15 protein-coding genes are annotated in these 18404 nt (G+C 65.5%); 12 read left to right on the forward strand and 3 right to left on the reverse strand.

Features of this window, described 5'->3' with window-relative positions; all coding sequences use genetic code 11:
• Positions 1–184: 184 nt before the first annotated feature.
• The 6 genes from DXV50_RS00740 to DXV50_RS00765 all read left to right on the forward strand — a co-directional run bounded on the left by DXV50_RS00740 (position 185) and on the right by DXV50_RS00765 (position 8624).
• Positions 185–1711: a UxaA family hydrolase gene (locus DXV50_RS00740; protein WP_117204331.1), complete on the forward strand. Its 1527-nt coding sequence runs from the start codon at positions 185–187 to the stop codon at positions 1709–1711.
• Positions 1712–1913: 202 nt separating this feature from the next.
• Positions 1914–2705, forward strand: a complete 792-nt coding sequence (locus DXV50_RS00745) for an L-fucose dehydrogenase (protein WP_117204332.1) — start codon at positions 1914–1916, stop codon at positions 2703–2705.
• 26 nt (positions 2706–2731) lie between these two features.
• On the forward strand, positions 2732–4000 hold the full coding sequence (locus tag DXV50_RS00750) for an MFS transporter (protein ID WP_117204333.1): 1269 nt from the start codon (positions 2732–2734) through the stop codon (positions 3998–4000).
• Positions 4001–4006: 6 nt separating this feature from the next.
• Positions 4007–4807 (forward strand): amidohydrolase family protein, encoded by an 801-nt coding sequence (locus DXV50_RS00755; RefSeq protein WP_117204334.1) that lies wholly within the window; start codon positions 4007–4009, stop codon positions 4805–4807.
• 44 nt (positions 4808–4851) lie between these two features.
• Positions 4852–5730 (forward strand): dihydrodipicolinate synthase family protein, encoded by an 879-nt coding sequence (locus DXV50_RS00760; RefSeq protein ID WP_117204335.1) that lies wholly within the window; start codon positions 4852–4854, stop codon positions 5728–5730.
• Between the two features lie 383 nt (positions 5731–6113).
• Positions 6114–8624 carry a homocysteine S-methyltransferase family protein gene (locus DXV50_RS00765; RefSeq protein WP_117204336.1) on the forward strand — a complete coding sequence of 837 codons (2511 nt, stop codon included), beginning with the start codon at positions 6114–6116 and terminating at the stop codon, positions 8622–8624.
• On the opposite strand, the gene glpK is transcribed toward DXV50_RS00765, so the two are convergent.
• On the reverse strand, positions 8621–10117 hold the full coding sequence (gene glpK, locus DXV50_RS00770; protein ID WP_117204337.1) for a glycerol kinase GlpK: 1497 nt from the start codon (positions 10115–10117) through the stop codon (positions 8621–8623). The two genes, DXV50_RS00765 and glpK, sit on opposite strands and share 4 nt — an antisense overlap.
• Positions 10114–11109 carry an alpha/beta fold hydrolase gene (locus DXV50_RS00775; RefSeq protein WP_117204338.1) on the reverse strand — a complete coding sequence of 332 codons (996 nt, stop codon included), beginning with the start codon at positions 11107–11109 and terminating at the stop codon, positions 10114–10116. The genes glpK and DXV50_RS00775 overlap by 4 nt, the downstream gene beginning before the upstream one ends.
• Positions 11110–11768: 659 nt before the next feature.
• Here DXV50_RS00775 and DXV50_RS00785 point away from each other — a divergent pair.
• Positions 11769–12413 carry a TetR/AcrR family transcriptional regulator gene (locus DXV50_RS00785; RefSeq protein WP_117204340.1) on the forward strand — a complete coding sequence of 215 codons (645 nt, stop codon included), beginning with the start codon at positions 11769–11771 and terminating at the stop codon, positions 12411–12413.
• A gap of 98 nt (positions 12414–12511) precedes the next feature.
• Here the strand turns inward: DXV50_RS00785 and DXV50_RS00790 are convergent, their stop codons facing one another.
• The gene (locus DXV50_RS00790; protein ID WP_117204341.1) at positions 12512–14062 is read right to left on the reverse strand and encodes a carboxypeptidase M32; all 1551 of its coding nucleotides are present in this window, start codon (positions 14060–14062) and stop codon (positions 12512–12514) included.
• Positions 14063–14275: 213 nt separating this feature from the next.
• Between DXV50_RS00790 and DXV50_RS00795 the strand changes: the two genes are divergently transcribed.
• The 5 genes from DXV50_RS00795 (at position 14276) to DXV50_RS00815 (ending at position 18382) form a co-directional block, all read left to right on the forward strand.
• Positions 14276–15229: an ROK family protein gene (locus DXV50_RS00795; RefSeq protein WP_117204342.1), complete on the forward strand. Its 954-nt coding sequence runs from the start codon at positions 14276–14278 to the stop codon at positions 15227–15229.
• Between the two features lie 184 nt (positions 15230–15413).
• Positions 15414–15869 carry a PTS sugar transporter subunit IIA gene (locus DXV50_RS00800; protein WP_117204343.1) on the forward strand — a complete coding sequence of 152 codons (456 nt, stop codon included), beginning with the start codon at positions 15414–15416 and terminating at the stop codon, positions 15867–15869.
• 123 nt (positions 15870–15992) lie between these two features.
• A complete protein-coding gene (locus DXV50_RS00805) occupies positions 15993–16808 on the forward strand; it encodes an HAD family hydrolase (protein ID WP_117204344.1) in 816 nt (271 codons plus the stop codon).
• 129 nt (positions 16809–16937) lie between these two features.
• Positions 16938–17675 carry a GntR family transcriptional regulator gene (locus DXV50_RS00810; RefSeq protein WP_117204345.1) on the forward strand — a complete coding sequence of 246 codons (738 nt, stop codon included), beginning with the start codon at positions 16938–16940 and terminating at the stop codon, positions 17673–17675.
• A gap of 263 nt (positions 17676–17938) precedes the next feature.
• Entirely contained in the window at positions 17939–18382 is a 444-nt protein-coding gene (locus DXV50_RS00815; protein WP_117204346.1) for a fructose PTS transporter subunit IIA, read from the forward strand.
• Positions 18383–18404: the final 22 nt, after the last annotated feature.

The raw sequence follows: 18404 nt of genomic DNA on the forward strand, positions 1-18404 counted from the left end.
AATCTTCTTTTTTGTTCGTGAATACGAACGCCGTTTACAGTTAAAAACAAGCCGTTCGCCAAGCCAATACTTAGCGGAGCAAAAAGTGCTACCCTCAACAACAAGAAAACCGAATGCCGTTCGCATATACGAACGACATTAAGGCGAGGCGGGGGCAGGGCCTGCCGTCTACTAAGGAGATCGGATGTCTGAGGGCATGCAGGAAGGCCGAAACGCGGTCCTTATCGACGACAAGGACAATGTCGTCATCGCAATCTATCCGCTTAAGGCCGGCGATGAGGTCCGCTACCCCGCGCGCGAGGGCGGCCTTGCCACGTTCATTGCGACTGAGGATATTCCCCTCTTCCATAAAATCGCGCGCGTCGATATCGCCGTGGGTCAGAATGTTGTCAAGTACGGCGAGTTCATCGGCGTGGCGACCAGAGACATCAAGCGCGGCCAGCATGTGCACACGCAGAACTGCGAGAGCTCAGACGATCTCGAGGGCGTTGCGGTCGAGGACGTCGCTTCCGCGTCCGAGCGGAAAGCCGTTTCGACTAAGTGCACCCGTACTTTTATGGGATACCGCCGCTCGGACGGTCAGGTGGGCATCCGCAACCACGTTCTCATCCTGCCCACGAGCATCTGCGCGTCGGACACCACCGAGCGGATCGCCCGCTCCGTGGAGGGCTGCGTCACCTTCCACAACCAGAACGGCTGCAGCCAGGTCAACATTGACCAGCAGATGACGGTGGATACCCTGGCGGGCCTTGCCGCGAACCCCAACATCTATTCTGTTCTCGCCGTTTCGCTGGGCTGCGAGGGCTGCCAGAACGACCTGGTGGTCGACGCCATCGCCAAGCGCACGAACAAAGAAGTGCGCACCCTCATCATCCAGGAGGTCGGCGGGTCTATCCGCGCGGTCGAGGAGGGTACGCGCATCGCCCGCGAGCTCGTGCGCGAGGCCTCCCTTTGCGAGCGCGAGGAGTGCGGTGTCGATGAGCTGATCTTCGGAACGAACTGCGGCGGCTCCGACACCTCCAGCGGTCTCGGATCAAACCCGCTGATCGGCGAGGTCTCCGACTGGATGGTTGCCCAGGGCGCCACCACGGTTCTGTGCGAGACTCCCGAGCTTTTCGGAGGCGAGCACATTCTGGCGCGCCGCGCCGCCACGCCCGAGGTGGGCGAGCAGGTGCTCAAGATCGTGCGCGATTACGAGAAGTACGTGCAGATGTTCGGAGCCCAGATGCGCGAGGGCAACCCGAGCCCCGGCAACATGGCGGGGGGTCTTACCACGCTCGAGGAGAAGTCTTTGGGCTGTATCCATAAGGCGGGCCACTCGACCATCAACGCTGTTTACCCCTATGCCGCGCACATTGCTTCTCACCAGGGGCTTGTTGTCATGGACACCCCGGGCAACGATCCCTCCAGCGTCGGCGGTATCATCGCCGGCGGCTGCCAGCTCGTGGTCTTCTCGACGGGCCTGGGCACGCCCACAGGCAACGCCATCGCGCCGGTGCTGCGCCTGACCGCCAACGGCCGCACGGCTCGCACCATGGCCGACAACATCGATTTCGATGCCCAGGCAACCATCTACGGCCCGCAGTCGATGGAAGAGCTCCGAGATGAGCTCATAGACCAGATCATCCGCGTCTGCAACGGCGAGCCCACCTGTGCGGAGGCGCTTGGCTACACCGAGACGGCACTGCCGCACCTCTGCAACTACATGTAACACTCGCTTTTCGTTTTTCCTGGCGCCCGGCTCATTCCATGCCTTGCCGCGGCGCCTCTTCACGGGCGTCGGTGCCTGCGATACGCCGGCGCCCGCACATCTTGGTTTTACCGCGGCGGGGGCCGCGTTTTGCTGGGCCTTCCCCCGAGGGCCCACGTCCGTAATTGCCCGCAATGGTCGGGCAGCGAGTAAGGAGCACATCATGGATCTTCATCTTGAGGGCAAGGTCGTCTTCGTCACCGGCGGCTTCAAGGGCATTGGCAAGGGCATCGCGCTGCAGCTCGCTCGCGAGGGCGCAATTCCTGTGGTCTTGAACCGTAAGGACGGTGTCGAGGACGAGTTCCGCGCCGAGATTTCCGAGATCACGAAGACGTTCGAGATGTACTACGTCGACCTCAACGACACCGACGCCATCAAGCCCATCGTCGAGGAGGTCTACAAGAAGTACGGCCACATCGACGGCGTCGTGAACAACGCTGGCCGCAACGATAACCTCGAGCTCGAGACCACGAGCTGGCAGGACTTCGAGAAGTCCCTGCACGGTAACCTCACGCACTACTTCGAGCTCGTCCACGAGACCTGCCCGTACCTCAAGGAGTCCAAGGGCTCCATCGTGAACATCGCCTCCAAGGTCGCCCTCACCGGCCAGGGCAAGACGACGGCCTACGCCGCCGCCAAGGGCGCCATCCTCGGCCTCACCCGTGAGTGGGCTGCCGCCCTCGTCCACGACTCCGTGCGTGTCAACGCCATCGTTGTCGCCGAGGCCTGGACGCCGCTTTACGCCAACTGGATCAAGACCTTCGGTGACGAGGAGGCCCAGCAGAAGCGTCTGTCCCTCATCACGGACCGCATCCCGCTGGAGCACCGTATGACCTCCACCGAGGAGATCGCCGACACCGCGTGCTTCCTGCTCTCCGACCGCTCCAGCCACACCACCGGCCAGTGGTGCAACGTCGACGGCGGCTACGTCAACCTCGACCGCGCGCTTGACTAGTCCGTGGCGTGAAAGAGGGCTTACGAATGTCTGATTCCACTAAGAAGACGAGTTCGAAGGGCTCAGCGGCAACCGTCGCCATCGTCCTCGTGACCTCGTTGTTCTTCGTCTGGGGCCTGACTATGAACCTGGTCAATGCCCTGAACAGCCCCATGGCTAACTACCTGGAGCTTTCCGGTACCGAGGCGAGCCTCCTGCAGGTCGCTTACTACGGCGCCTATTTCGTGATGGCCATTCCCGCCTCCATCGTGGCTAAGAAGTTTGGCTACAAGGGTGGCGTCATCATGGGCCTCGCCCTGTTCGTGCTCGGCTCGCTTATCACCGTGCCCGCCACCAACGTGGCCTCCTACGGCATGTTCCTGCTTGCCATGTTCGTGATTGCCGCCGGCGCCTCCACCCTGGAGACCAACTGCAACCCCTACATCACCAAGCTCGGTGATGAGCAGCACGAGTCCATGCGCCTGAACCTCGCCCAGTCCTTCAACGGCGTTGGTAACATCGTGGGGCCGCTCATCCTCTCGCAGTTCCTCGGCACCACCATCGCCGCCGGCGATCCCGGCTTTGCCGCTGCCAAGCTGTCGTTCCTCTCCAGCATGCGCGGCATGTACATCGTCATCGCCGTTGTGCTCGCGGTTGTGCTCGCCATCTTCCTCTTCGTGAAGCTCCCGACGCCTCCCGGTGACGAGGAGGAGGCGGCTAACGGCTCTGCCGAGAAGGTCACCTTCGGATCCATGCTCAAGCGCCCCTACTTCGCGCTTGGCGTGCTCGCCGAGTTCATCTTCATCGGGCTGCAGGTTGCCGGCATGTCTCTGTTCTCCAGCTTCGCGATGCAGCAGTGGCCTGGCATGACCGCCGGCACCGCCGCGGCGTACCTCTCGATCCTCTCGCTGCTGTTCACCGTGGGACGCTTCGTTTCCACGCCGATCATGGCCAAGGTCGACGCCGGTAAGCTGCTCGGTGTCTACATGACCGCATCCGCCGTGCTTTTCTTCGTCGCCTTCCTCGGCCTTGGTCCGGTCTCGGTCATCGCGATGATCGTGTCGTACCTCTTCGTTTCCATCGGCTATCCGGTCGTCTTCTCGCTCACGCTCACGGGCTTCCAGGGCTCTGCCGTCAAGACCGGTTCCTCTGCGCTCGTCATGTCCATCGTGGGCGCTGCCCTTATCCCGCTGCTTATGAGCGCCATTGCCGATGCTGCCGGCATCAATGTCGCGCTGCTCGTTGCGGTCCCGGGCTTCCTCTATGTCGCCTGGTATGGCCTGTTTGGCTGCAAGATTGGTCTGGAAAGGAAGTAGCTCAACATGTCTGATCTCAAGGTTATCGATTCCCACTTCCACGTGTGGAACCTCGACACCCAGAACCTTCCCTGGCTTGACGGCACCGACGGCACCATCACGCACACCTACAAGGTGGAGGACCTCGAGGCCGAGTATGCCCGCCAGGCTGGCGTGGAGTTCGTCGGCGGCGTGTACGTCGAGGTAGACTGCGCCGACCACGAGGCCGAGGACAAGATTGCCTTCGATCTCAAGGCTGCCCACCCCAAGATGCTCGCCTGCATGCTCCGCAGCGACGTCTCTCCGTGGATGCGCGTTCCCGCGTTTGCCGCCGGCATTCGCGAGCCGCTCCACATCGACTCCGAGCCCCGTGGCCGTTGCCTCGAGCCCAGCTTCGTCGAGGGCCTTCACGCGCTGGCTGCCAAGGGCCTGCCGTTTGAGTCCTGCAACCGCGTGAACGAGCTCGAGGACGCCTACGAGGCATTCGCCCAGGCGCCCGAGGAGACCGTCATCCTGAACCACCTCGGCAACGTCGAGGCGCTCACGCCGGAGTGGTGCGCGGTCATGAAGAAGTTCGCGACCCTGCCGAACCTCTACGTGAAGGTCTCTGGCTTCCCCACGGCCGACAAGCAGTTCGTCTCCGAGCTGCTCAAGTTCACGCGCGACACGTTCGATCCCAAGAAGCTCCTGTATGCGTCCAACTGGCCTGTCGTGAAGCTCTATAGCTCCTTCGACGAGCACTTCCAGACGCTGCGCGACGCGTTTGGCGACGACGAGGACTTCTTCATGAACAACGCTGTTCGTGCGTACGGTCTTAAGACTAAGTAACTTATTTCTGATTTACGGGGCTTGCCCCAGAAAGAGAGCCAGCTATGTTTGAGGGAGTCTTCTGCCCCTCCATCACCATCACCGACGACGAGGGCAAGATCGACTTCGACCTCTGGGGCAAGCACCTGGACCACTTGGCGGACGCAGGCCTCGACGGCGTGCTTCTGTTCGGAAGCATCGGCGAGTTCTACAGTGTGAGCCTTGAGGACAAGAAGGCCGTCGTCGATTTTGCTGTCAAGCGTGTCGGCGGGCGCATGAAGGTCTTCGTCGGCGTGGGCGACACCACCTACGCGAATGTCCTCGACCTCACCCGCTATTCCGAGAAGGCGGGCGCGGACGCGGTCCTCGCCGTGTCGCCGTACTACTTCGGGCCGAGCGACGCCACCGCCGAGGAGTACTTCGGTGGCATCGCGCAGGCCACGGAGCTGCCCGTGATTCTCTATAACTTCCCAGCTCGCACGGGCACCGACCTCAACCCCGAGCTTGTCGCGCGCCTTGCCGCGGCTCACAAGAACATCTGCGGCATCAAGGACACCGTGGACACCATCAGCCACACGCGCAAGGTCATCCGTGCCGCGCGTGCCGTGAACCCCGAGTTCACGGTTTTCTCCGGTTTTGATGAGTACTACCTGGTCAACCGCGTGAGCGGTGGCAACGGCGTCCTTTGCGGCCTGACCAATGTCGAGCCCGAGCTCTTCTCGCGCATGCACAAGGCCTACCAGTCCGGCGACCTCGCGACCGCCGTCGAGTGCGCCGAGCGCATCTCCAAGCTGATGGCCGTCTACGACGTGTGCGATCTTTTTGTCTCGGCCATCAAGGCGGCCGTGAACGTCAAGGGCCTTCCCATCTCGACCAAGATCTTCGAGCCGGCCGTCCAGGCCACGCCCGAGCAGGTCTCTGCGATTCGCGAGCTTCTTGCTTAGTTGATTTCGAGCGTTTGAGTTTGGGTTCCTATCTGAATTCAGGCTTGATTCGCATCGCTAGCCGCATACCTTGTAATAAAACAGCCTTCTCTCGAATTATTCAGTCGAGAGAAGGCTGTATTTGTGTATCCATAGATAATGAATCCCGGACGAGGCGGCAATAGCCCTGAGGAATAGCAAGCGCATTCTAACGGACTCGTATGTCGTTACGGAATTCTGGATTGCTCTTACGGTCAGACGGCCGCGCTGGACCCGTCCTCGGGCATGTTGTCACCTGTTTTCGGGAGCTGGATTATTCGAGACTCTATTTCGGGTGAGTTCTAGAATTACTTCTTCTAACGCCGGTAACATACTGATCTGAACGATAACGTGGGGGGATGCGCATGGCAAACGCAAAGAAGCTCGACTGTACCTGGCCCAAGGCCCGCCTGGAGCCGAGGCGCCTGCGCGTGGCCGACGACTATCTGCAGGGCGTCCTCGACGGAAAGAACTTCCTCGTGTTCGACGGCGCCATGGGTACGCAACTCCAGGAGCACGGCCTTGCCGCCGGCGAGCTGCCCGAGCTTCTCTGCCTCACTAACCCCGAAGAGGTGACGCAGATTCACGCCGCCTATGTGGCCGCCGGCGCAGACGTGGTCACCACCAACACCTTTGGCGCTAACCAGGACAAGCTCGGCACGGCGGCGACGGTGGAGGAGATCTTCGATGCCGCCGTGGCCTGTGCCCGCAGGTCGGGGGCCCGCTACGTCGCCGCGGACATCGGCCCGACGGGGCAGCTCTTCGAGCCCATGGGGACGCTCCCCTTCGACGACGCCTACGAGCTGTTTGCCCGCCAGGCGCGTGCCGCGACCGCCGCCGGCGCGGACCTCTTCATCATCGAGACCATGGCCGACCTCGCGGAGGCCAAGGCGGCGCTTCTTGCCGTTGTCGAGAACTCCGACCTGCCCGCCTTCGTCACAATGACGTTTGCCGAGGACGGCCGCACCTTCCTCGGCACCACGCCCGAGGTCGCGGCCGTCACCTTGAGCTCGATGGGCGCCGACGCCGTGGGTATCAACTGCTCGCTCGGCCCCGACGACCTCGTGCCGCTCGTCGAGCGCATGCTGCCGTGGGCAAAGTGCCCCGTCATGGTGCAGGCAAACGCCGGGCTCCCGCGCGTCGAGGACGGCGTCACCGTCTTTGACGTGCACCCCGAGGAGTACTGCGAGGCCGTGCGCGTCATGCTGGACGCCGGCGTCACCATCATCGGCGGCTGCTGCGGCACCGCCCCCGCCTACACGCGCGGGGAGCGCGGGCTTCTCGCCGGACGGACGCCTGTGGCCCGCAAGGTCCGCGACTGGTTTGCCGTGGCCGGTCCCCAGAGGCTCATGTCCCTGGCGCCGGGCCAGGTGGGCGTCATCGGCGAGCGCATCAACCCCACGGGCAAGAAGAAGATGAAGGAGGCCCTGCGCACCGGCAACCACGACTACGTTATGGGCGAGGCCATCTCCCAGACCGAGGCCGGGGCCCAGATCCTTGACGTCAACGCCGGCCTGCCGGAGATCGACGAGCGCGCCGTCATGATGAGGCTCGTCTCGGAGCTGCAGGGCGTGACCACGCTTCCACTGCAGATCGACGCCGCGGACCCCGAGGTCATCGAGGCCGCCGTGCGCTCGTATCCGGGAAAGGCCCTCATCAACTCCACCAACGGCAAGCAGGAGACACTTGACGCCGTGCTTCCCATTGCCAAGCACTACGGCTGCGCCATCGTGGGCCTCACGCTTGACGAGGAGGGCATTCCGCCCACGGCCGAGGGCCGCCTTGCCGTGGCGAGGAAGATCGTGGCGGCAACCGACGCCATCGGCATCCCGCGCCAGGACGTGGTCATCGACTGCCTGTGCATGGCCGCCTCCACCGACCAGACGGCGCCACGGGCCATCCTGGACGCCATCTCGGCGGTCAAGCGCGAGCTGCCTGGCGTCCGATGCGTGCTGGGCGTCTCCAACATCAGCTTTGGCCTGCCGTTCAGGCCCCTGGTCAATGGCACTTTCCTGGCCGGGGCCTTTGCCGCCGGCCTTGACCTCGCCATCATCAACCCGCTGGTACAGAGGATGATGGACGTGGTCAACTCCTGGCGCGTCCTCTCCGGCGAGGACGAGAGCGCCCAGAGCTACGTCGCCGGCTACGTCAACCGCTCCGACGCCCTGCCCGCTGGCGGCGCGACGGCTCCCGCCGGACAGCCGGCGGCCGTCTCTGGCCCAGCCTCTGCCGCGGCGCCCCAGACGCCCGAGGAGGAGGCCCGCGCCCTGGTGCTTGCCGGCCGCAAGGGCCCCATGCCTGAGGTCATCTCGCGCGTGCTCGCTGAGCACGACGTCATGTACGCCATCAGCGAGGTCCTCATCCCGGCGCTGGACGAGGTGGGCATCCGCTTCGAGAAGGGTACGTTCTTCCTGCCGCAGCTCATGGCCAGCGCCGAGGCCGCCAAGGCGGGCTTCGAGACCATCAAGGCCGCAAACGCCTCCGCGGGCGCCGACCAGGCCCTGCCCCAGAAGGGCAAGGTCGTGGTCTGCACCGTCCACGGGGACATCCACGACATAGGTAAGAACATCGTCCGCATGCTGCTGGAGAACTACGGCTACGACGTGCTTGACCTCGGGCGAGACGTGCCCGCCGAGGCGGTTGCCGACGCCGTGGTCAAGGACCACGTCGAGCTCGTGGGCCTCTCCGCGCTCATGACCGCGACGGTGCCCGCCATGGCCGAGACCATCGAGCTTCTCCACGAGCGCGCGCCCTGGTGCAAGACGATCGTTGGCGGCGCCGTGCTCAACCCCGAGTACGCCAAGATGGTCGGCGCCGACTACTACGCCAAGGACGCCACCGAGACCGCCCGCATCGCCGGCGAGGTCCTGGGCTAGCCCAGCGTTCTCCTGACGGCATCGTGCCAGCCGGCAAGAAGCGCCTCTGCCTGGGCCTCGTCCATCTGGCGGCGGAAAACGTCATCCGAGGCGCGCAGACCGCGCAGCTCGTCGGTGCCACTCCAGAAGCCGGTGGCAAGGCCGGCCAGGTAGGCGGCGCCCAGCGAGGTGGTCTCCAGGTTGGTCGGCCGCCTGAGCTCGCAGCCCAGCAGGTCTGCCTGGAACTGCATGAGGAAGCCGTTGGCGCTGGCGCCGCCGTCGACGTTGAGCACGTCCAGGGGCGCCCCGGCGTCTGCCGCCATGGCGTCCGCGAGGTCGCGGATCTGGTAGGCAAGCGCCTCCAGCGCGGCCCGCGCCAGGTGCGCCCTTCCCGTCCCGCGGGTGAGTCCCAGGATGGAGCCGCGCGCGTCGGGCCTCCACCACGGGGCGCCCAGGCCCGTGAAGGCGGGCACGATGTAGACCCCGCCGGTGTCCGGCACGCTCTTGGCCAGGTACTCCGTCTCGGCCGCGTTGGAGATGATGCCCAGCTCGTCGCGAAGCCACTGCACCAGCGCCCCGGCCACAAAGACGGACCCCTCGAGCGCGTACTCGGTGCCCCACGTTCCCGGTGCGCTGGCAACGACGGTGGTCACCAGGTTGTGCGAGCTCTCGCACGCCTCGTGCCCGGTGTGCAGCAGCATGAAGCAGCCGGTGCCGTACGTGTTCTTTGCCTGGCCGGCCCCAAAGCAGCACTGGCCAAAGAGCGCTGCCTGCTGGTCTCCGGCCACGCCCGTGATGGGGATGCCCGCCGGGACGCCGGGGTAGCTCGTCTCGCCAAAGAAGCCGGAGCTGGGGCGGACCTCCGGCATCATGGACGCGGGGACGCCAAACAGGTCAAGGAGCTCCTGGTCCCAGCAGCCGCGATGGATGTCGTAGAGCATGGTGCGGCTGGCGTTGGTGGGGTCCGTCGCGTGGACGAGGCCGCCCGTGAGCACCCAGACAAGCCACGTGTCCACGGTGCCAAAGAGCAGCTCGCCGGCCTCGGCCCGCTCCCTCGCTCCGGGCACGTTCTTAAGGATCCAGGCGATCTTGCTTGCCGAGAAGTACGCGTCCGGCAGAAGGCCCGTCTTGGCTCGCACCATCTGACGCACCTCGGGGGCTCCGCACACCCGCTCCACCAGCTCGGCGGTGCGCCGGCACTGCCACACGATGGCGTTGCAGACCGGGGCACCCGTCGTCGGGTCCCACACCACGGTGGTCTCGCGCTGGTTGTCTATGCCAATGGAGTCTATGTCCTCCGCCCCAAACCCGTGCCTTGCCAGAAGCTCGGTCAGGCACCCAAGCTGCGAGAAGAGAATCTCCTGGGGATTGTGCTCCACCCAGCCGGGCTGGGGGAATATCTGCTGGAAGGGCCTCTGCACGCAGTCGACCACATGGCCGCCCCGGTCTACGAGCACGGCCCTCGAGCTCGTGGTTCCCTGGTCAAGCGCTATGACGTACTTCTGTCCGCTCATGCGCTGCCGCCTTCGCTTCCCAGGCGCTGGTCAAGCCAGCCCCAGACGTCCCCAAAGATCCGCGCGTGGTCCTTCTCGTTCAAAATCTCATGTCGCATGCCCTCGTAGATGACGCAGGTGACGTCCGTGGAGCCGGCCTGCTCGGCAAGCTTTGCCGCCGTCTGAACGCCACGGCCCATGTTGCCCACCGGGTCTCCGTCGCCCGAGACGTAGAGCAGGGGCAGGTCGTGCGGCACGCGTGCGGCGCAGGCCTTGGAGCAGGCCTCGCGGGTGAGCGCCGTGAGCGTTACGTAGCCGCCGGCCGAGAACATGGCCCCGCACTCGGGGTCTGCCACGTAGGCGGCCACGTTCTCTTCGTTGTGGGAGAGCCACTCGAGCCCCGTGGGGCCGGGCGCCGCCTTCGAGAAGGCGCCTGCGCCCATGGAGTCAAGCAGGCGCGAGCGATGGTCTTCTCCGCGCACGGCGCAGATGGCGCGGGCGAGGAGGTTTCCGGCGGCAGAGACGGGGACGGCGACCGTCCCCGTGCCGCAGATGACGGCGGCCGCCAGGCCGCCTCCGTGGCGCGAGAGGTAGACGCGCGTGATGTAGCTGCCCATGGAGTGGCCGAAGAAGACGTAGGGCGTGCCTGCGGCAACTTGGCCGCCGATCAGCCGCCTCAGCCGGTGCTCGTCCTCTACCAGGGCGTCTGCGCCGCCGCGCGCCGGAAGGCATCCGCGCCGGCTTGGGTCGGCGGAGCGGCCGTGGCCAATGTGGTCGTCTCCGCAGACGACGAGCCCCCGCGCGCAGAGGAAGCGCGCGAACTCGTCGTAGCGGCGCACGTGCTCGCTCATGCCGTGGACCACCTGCACCACGGCGCGCGGAGCGGGCAGGCCATCCCTCTTGGGCAGCCCCTCGGGCCGCCAGACGCACGCATGGATGGTCGAGCGGCCGTCGGTGGAGTCAAAGGTGACTTCATCGCAAATAACGTCCTGGTAGAGTGCCGTGTCTGCCATGGGTGGTCCAATTCTCCTCTTGGGGGCGCTTCCTCCGGGGTGGCGCCTTGCGTCCGATAGGGCAATTGTTCCCCAGCGACACGCCTGCCTTCCGCATGGCGTCGCCAAAGCGGTCGGCGGCGCAAAAACGCACGGGTGTGGCAGCGCGTTGGACTACACTCGAGGAAAGGCACGCACGGGAGAGGGCGCGCGAAGAGAAGGGGCGGTGCTCCATGGGGCGTCACTGCACTGACTGCGTTTTTGGCACGTTCACGTTGAGCGAGAAGACCGGCAAGTACCAGGGGGCGTGCAGCAGGGGATACACGTTGACCGATCCCAAGGTAACGCGTTCTCCCGACAACCGCCTTGCGGACGACCCGTCCTCGCTTGTTCCCACGGTTGACCCCCTCGGCAAGGAATATTTGCGGACGTCCAATGTCTGCGAGCGCTTTACCAGCCCAAACGCCGTCATCGACGCATCGAGCGAGCGCATTTTCCCCAGATAGGGCAACATGTGCCGCAAAACGTGCCAGTTGCGCCAAATGCTTTGGGGTGTGATATTTTAATCAGACAATCAGTTATAGCAACTGACATAAAAGGCACAAGGGACTTCTCGTCCCTTTCGATTGCTGCCGCTCGCTTGGCGTGACCAGGCGGCAGCCGAAGGCACTGGTGTGAGAATGGCGCAGGCCGACGTGCGCCCGCGCTGCGCGGACGAGGACGCGGACACAAAGAGGCGGCTCGTGGCCGCCGCGACCGACGAGTTCTTTGCGTGCGGCTACTCGGGAGCCTCCCTGAGGCAGATCTGCGCCAGGGCGGGCGTCACCACCGGAGCCCTCTACTTCTTCTTCGAGAACAAGCAGGACCTGCTGAGAAGCGTCATTGACCCGCTTGCAAAGGGCGCGCTCGAGCTGCTGGGCGAGGGTGGCCCCTACGGCCCGGAGAGCCCCTATGCCACGGGCGCCGTCTCGCGGGACTACGAGCACGCGAGCGGCGTGCTCCACAAGATCACGGGCGAGTTCTTCAGGCAGCGCCGCCTGGTCTCCATCGTTCTCTCCAACAGGGACAACGTCGTCGTCGCGGGCTTTCTGGCCGACGTCTGCCAGCTCATCAAGAAGAACACCCGCGCCCACGTCCAGGCCTGCACCGGAAGCGCGGACTCCCTGGACGACTTCGAGCTCAGCTGGCTCGCGTCCACCATCACCGATGCCGTCCTGGAGGTCCTTGCCAACGACGAAGACCCCGTCGTGGCAGACCGCCACATCACCTCGCTTCTGGGCTTCATCCGTCTGGGCGCGGACGCCTTCCTGCCCCAGCGCGTCTAGGCGGGCCCCGGGCGCACCCATCAAGCCCCAAGGCAAGGCCGCCCGGCGAGAAGTTCGCGCTTCTCGCCGGGCGGCCCTCGTTGACGTGGCCCTCGCGCCTACTGCAGGCCGTAGAGCGAGCTGAACTTCTGCGTCAGGTAGTCCGTGTAGTACGCAGGCGAGAAGGGCTCTCCGCACGCGGCGAGCATGAGCTCGTCGGAGTCCTTGGCGCGGCCCCAGTGCCAGATGTTGGTGCGCAGCCACTCGCGGATGGGCGCGAGGTCGCCGGAGGCGCAGACGGCGTCAAAGTCCATGCCGCCGGCCACCATGGCGGCCTTGAGCTGGGCGCCAAAGGCGCTGCCCAGCGCGTAGGTGGGGAAGTAGCCCAGGCTGCCGTCAGACCAGTGGGTGTCCTGTAGGGCGCCGCGAGCGTCGTCGGGCACGTCGAGGCCCAGGTACTCCTTGTACTTGGCCGCCCAGAGCGCGGGGATGTCGGCTGCCTTGGCCTCGCCCGAGAAGAGCATCTGCTCAAGCTCGTAGCGGATGAGGATGTGGAGCGGGTAGGTGAGCTCGTCGGCGTCGCAGCGGATGAGGCAGGGCTCGGCGCAGTTCTCGGCAAGGTAAAGCTGGTGGGGCGTCACGCGGCCGAGCTGGCCGGGGAAGCGCCTCTGCAGCACCTCGAGCAGCGGTCCCGCAAAGGCCTCGGAACGGCCCACGATGTTCTCGAAGAAGCGCGACTGGGCCTCGTGCATGCCCATGGAGGTGCCACCCTTGAGCGAGGTCATGGCGTAGGCCGGGTCGACGTTCTGCTCGTAGAGGGTGTGGCCGCCCTCGTGGAGCATGGAGAACACGTTGGAGAGCACGTTGTCCTCGTAGACGTGGCTGGCGATGAGCACAAAGCCCACGCCCGGGCCGCCCGTGAAGGGGTGCTCGGTGCGGCCGAGCCACAGGGCGTCCTTGTCCACGCCCTCCAGGCGCATGAGGTCGCCGGCGAGCGCCCACTGGCGCTCCACGTCAAACTTGCCGTCCATGACCTTGTGGTCGGGCTTGTGACGGCTTGCCATGCAGTCGGCAAGAAGCGGAATCACGCAGTCCTTGACTTGGGCAAAGAACGGGTCGTAGAAGGCGCGGCTCGTGCCGTGCTCAAACTCGTCGAGCCAGACGTCATAGGGGTCCTTCTCGGCGTTCTTGGCCTGGGCCATGTGGCGCATGGCCTCCACGATGCGGTCCAGGTAGGGCTCGAAGCTCGCCCAGTCGTTGGCCGCCTTGGCGCGGCGCCAGACGTCGTTTGCCTCGGTGGTGAGGCGGGTGAAGGCGGCCTGCTCCTCGGCAGGGACGTCGATGAGGGAGGCGCGGTCTCGGCGGATGACGCGGGCCTGGGCCAGGCGCGTCTGCCCCATGAGCTCCGGGTTCTGCTCTATGCGGTCCAGAAGCAGTCCGACCTCGGGTGCGCAGAGCGCCTCGACGCGCTCCTGCTCGAGCAGGCCCACGGCCTCGCCGCGCTCGGCGGTCGCCTTTGCCGGGTCTATGACGGGGCCAAGGGAGGCTATCTCGTCGATGGCGTAGCGGTGGCAGTAGAGTGTGCGCTCCAGGGCGTCCAGCTGGGCGATGTCGGCGCGCGGGTTGGGGATTGCCGGCTCGCTTGCGGGCGCGGCGTTGGCGTTGGTCATGGATCCTCCTTGGGTTGGGTGTCCTCCCATGAGTCTACCCTCGCGCCCCCTGCCGTGACCCGCCAAAGGCAGGACCGCCTCACCCCCCTGGCGTTTTGCCGGCCAATCGTGTCCGCAGGCGTCCCATTTGGGACTTGAAGCGCTTGCGTGCCTTCCGCTCACCGTATGATGGCGAGAAGCACACAGACGCGTTTCGGCGAAAGGACCCGCAAGATGGAAGCTGTTCTTGGCATCGACGTTGGCGGCACCAGCATCAAGGCCGGCCTCTTCACCCCCGAGGGCGAGCTGCTCGAGGAGCGCAAGGTCCCGACGCCTGCCCTTGTGGATGACGCGGCCTACGCCGTCGTGACCGATGGCCTGAAGCGCATCCTCGACGCCCACGACGCCACGCCCGAGGACGTCATCGCCTGCGGCCTGGACATCCCCGGCCCCGTTGCCGATGACGGCACGGTGGGCTTCCTCCCCAACATCAAGCTCGACCCGGAGGGCCTGGTGGGCGCCATCAGCTCCGTCTTCCCGCGGGCGCAGATAGCCTTCGTGAACGACGCCAACGCGGCCGCCCTGGGGGAGATGTGGGCCGGCGTGGCGCACGGCACCTCCAGCTACGTGCTCATTGCCCTGGGCACGGGCGTGGGCGCAGGCGTCGTGGTCAACGGCCGCCTGGTCGCGGGTGCCTTTGGCGCGGGCGGAGAGATTGGCCACATCACGGTCAACCCGCACGAGACTCTGACCTGCGGCTGCGGTCGCAAGGGCTGCCTTGAGCAGTACGCCAGCGCCAAGGGCATCGTCCGCCTCTACCTGGCCGAGTGCGAGGCGCGCGGCGTCACGCCCGTCAAGGTGGAGCACGCCACCGACACCCTCTCAGTCTTCCGCGCGCTTGCCGCCGGCGACGACTGCGCCAAGCTGGCCGTCGACCAGATGTGCGAGTATCTGGCCCAGGCCATGGCCCAGGTCTCCTGCGTCGTCGACCCCGCCATGTACCTCATCGGCGGCGGCGTGGCCGGCGCCTTTGCCACGTTTGCCCCGGAGCTGCGCCGCCGCTTTGCCGCCCACGCGCTTCCCACCTGCAGGGACGTCCGCATCGAGGCCGCGAGCCTGGGCAACCAGGCGGCCATGTACGGCTGCGCCTACGAGGCCCTGCGCCTGCGCGACGCGGCTGGCAAGTAGGCGACGGGCGCTTCTTTCCTCCGTTTGCGTGCGTCGGTGCGCCTCTCGCCGCATAGATGTTGACAAATTGGCAACTGGTGGTTTCTAGCACCTCCAAACCGAGTTCGGAGGTGCTATTCTTTGTGGTGTTGTTTGTGAAAGCCGCGGCCCAGAACCACTGCGGCATGGCTGAGAAGGAGCCGGCATGAGCGAGACCGTCACCGCGTCCCACGTTTTCCTTGGCAACACCGCGTCCTCCGTCGACGAGGTCCTGCAGTTCCTGTCCGAGAAGGCCGTCGAGCTGGGCGTCACCGACGACGCCGAGGCCACGCTGGAGGCCTTCAAGAACCGCGAGGCAGAGGGCACCACGGGCATGATGGGCGGCTTTGCCATCCCGCACTGCAAGAGCGACATTGTCAAGCAGGCTACCGTCATGGTCGTCAAGTTCTCCGGCGAGGTTGCCTGGAGCTCCATGGACAACGCCCCCATCAAGTGCGCCATCGCGCTGCTCATTCCCGCCGCGCAGGCTGGCGACGTCCACCTGCAGCTGCTCTCCCACGTGGCCGTCCTGGTCATGGATGAGCACTTCAGGGCCGACGTCCTGGCCTCCGATGACCCGGAGCAGATTGCCGCCCGCCTGAACGAGGACCTGGCCGAGTAGGCCGCCCCAGGCAAGAGCCTCTTTGAGCCCGGTACCTGCCTGGTGCCGGGCTCTTCTTGTGGTAGAAGTGATTGGCGCGGCCCGCTGGCGCCGCCGACCGCATGCGTCCCAGGGGAGAAGACCATGGCCATCAAGCTCATCTTGACCGACATTGACGGCACCATCATGCCCTACGGCAAGAGGCAGGTGACGCAGAGGTGCCGCGCCGCCTTCCACGCCGCCATGGACGCGGGCATCCTGGTGGGCCCGGCGAGCGGCCGCTTCTTCTCCTGGATCCCCAACTTCTTTGGCGGGGACGAGGCCTGCTGCCAGACGGCGCTTGCCACCAACGGCATGCAGGTCTACCTAGAGGGCCGCAAGGTCCTGCAGAAGGAGCTGCTGCCCGCCGCGCTGCGGACCATCATGGGGGCGCTTCGGGAAGTGCCCCAGTCCGGCCTGCTGGTCTTTGAGGGCGCCCGACCGCTTCTGGTCCAGGGCTCCCGGGATGACCTGGCCATTGCCTTCCCGTCCTACGCAAAGACCTGCGAGGACGCCGACGCGCTGCCGGAGGCCGGCATCACCAAGGCAAACGTCTTCCTGGTGGGGGACCTCGAGCGTACCCGCGAGGTGGTGGGCGCCCTTGACGCGCTGACCGACGAGGTCGACCTCGACGTCCCGCAGCCCATGTTCTCAAACGTGGTGCCCGCCGGCTGGAACAAGGGCGCCGCCCTGCGCTGGCTCTGCGAGCGCGTGGGGGTGACCCCCGAGGAGACCGTCGTCTTCGGGGACGCCGGCAACGACCTGCAGATGTTTGCCGCGACGCCCAACTCGGTCGCCGTGGCCAACGCCCTGCCTGAGGCCCGCGACGCCGCTCGCTACCACATTGGCTCCGTCGAGGACGACGCGGTTCCCGCCGCCATCGAGGCGCTCGCGCGCGGCGAGTGGCCCTTTGCCGACTAGCCTTCCGGGCCTGCCCTTGGAGGTGTCTGGCGGTGCCGTTTGCGCCGCTGGCGGATTACTTAAGACCGCGGTCTTCTTTGCGCCGGGCGTGGGGTACCGTAAAAATGATGGCCGTTGAGAGGAGACCCCATGGGTGCAACGTCAAAGAAGCAGCCGCTCTATGGCCAGCTGGTGGACAGTCTGCGCGAGAAGATCGAGACCGAGTACGAGCCGGGTGACCTGCTGCCCTCCGAGCGCGAGCTGTCCGAGGACTACTGCATCTCCCGCACGACGGTGCGTCTGGCGCTGAAGGAGCTCGAGACCCTGGGCTTCATCAAGCGGCGCCACGGCAAGGGCACCTTCGTCGCCGACCGCTCCCAGGAGACCACCAACCTCACACGCGCCTACAGCTTCTCGGAGCAGATGCGCAGCCTCGGCCGCATCCCGCGCTCCGAGCTCCTTGAGTTCTGCTCCGGCGAGGCCTCCAAGACGGTGGCCGACCGCATGGGCCTTGCCGCCGGCGAGCGCGTGATCTCAATGCGCCGCCTGCGCCTTGCCGACGACGTCCCCATGCTCATCGAGCACACCTACCTGCCTGGCAAGATCTTCTCGGGCCTGACGTCTGACGAGGTGGACTCCCGCTCGCTGTACAAGATCATGGCCCAGGACTACCACGTCGAGGTCCGCGTGGCCGAGGAGGAGTTCTACGCGAGCGTGGCCCGCAGGGAGGACGCGCGCCTCCTGGGCATCTCCGAGGGGGCTCCCGTCCTGCAGCTCTTCCGCCTGACCTACAACACCAGAAACCAGGTGGTCGAGTTCACCAAGGGCGTCGCCCGCGCCGACCAGTTCCACTACAAGGTCTCCTACTACGGCGGCTCCAGCGCCTGACGCTGGGGACGTTGTTAATTACCTGGTAAAAGGGACACCCATGCCGTTGGCCCCCTGCGGGCTGGCGCGAGTGCCGCCGCATTGCGGCGCTGCGCCGCCGGTGGGTGACAAATACGTCTCAATAGGCACGCTGGCTCCTCGTTTTCCCTGCTCGGTTACGTCGTCTTGTGCACCGGTCGTGTGACAAAGCGCCTCTTAAGCCAAGGCCTTCTCCCCCATAGACTCTGAGTTGTCAGAGAGATGAGTCGAGAGAGGAGGCAAGCATGGCCTTGTTCGATTCCAGCCACGTCATTGATGGGCTTGAGGCCGCCGACCAGGACGCCGTCTTTGAGGCCCTGGCGCAGAAGGCCGTCGAGCTCGGAGTGACGTCGGATGCGTCCGCAGTCGTCGCAGACCTGCGCGCCCGCGAGGGAGAGGCGTCCACGGGCTTTGGCGACGGCATCGCCATCCCGCACACAAAGAGCCCCAACGTCGCGGTGCCGTCAATCGTCTTTGCGCGCCTTGGCGCCGGCATCGAGTGGAATGCGCTGGACGGCGAGCCGGTCGATACCGTCATCAACATCCTCGTTCCGGAGGGCGGCAGCAACACCCACCTGCAGCTTCTTGCCAAGCTGGCGAGAAACCTCGTCCACAAGGACTTTGTCGCAAAGCTCAAGCAGGATTCCATTGAGGACGTATGCGCCCTGATTCAGGGCGTCGTCGGATAGCACTGCAGTCATCTAAAGCACA

It is taken from the genome of Paratractidigestivibacter faecalis (assembly GCF_003416765.1).
GTDB lineage: Bacteria > Actinomycetota > Coriobacteriia > Coriobacteriales > Atopobiaceae > Paratractidigestivibacter > Paratractidigestivibacter faecalis.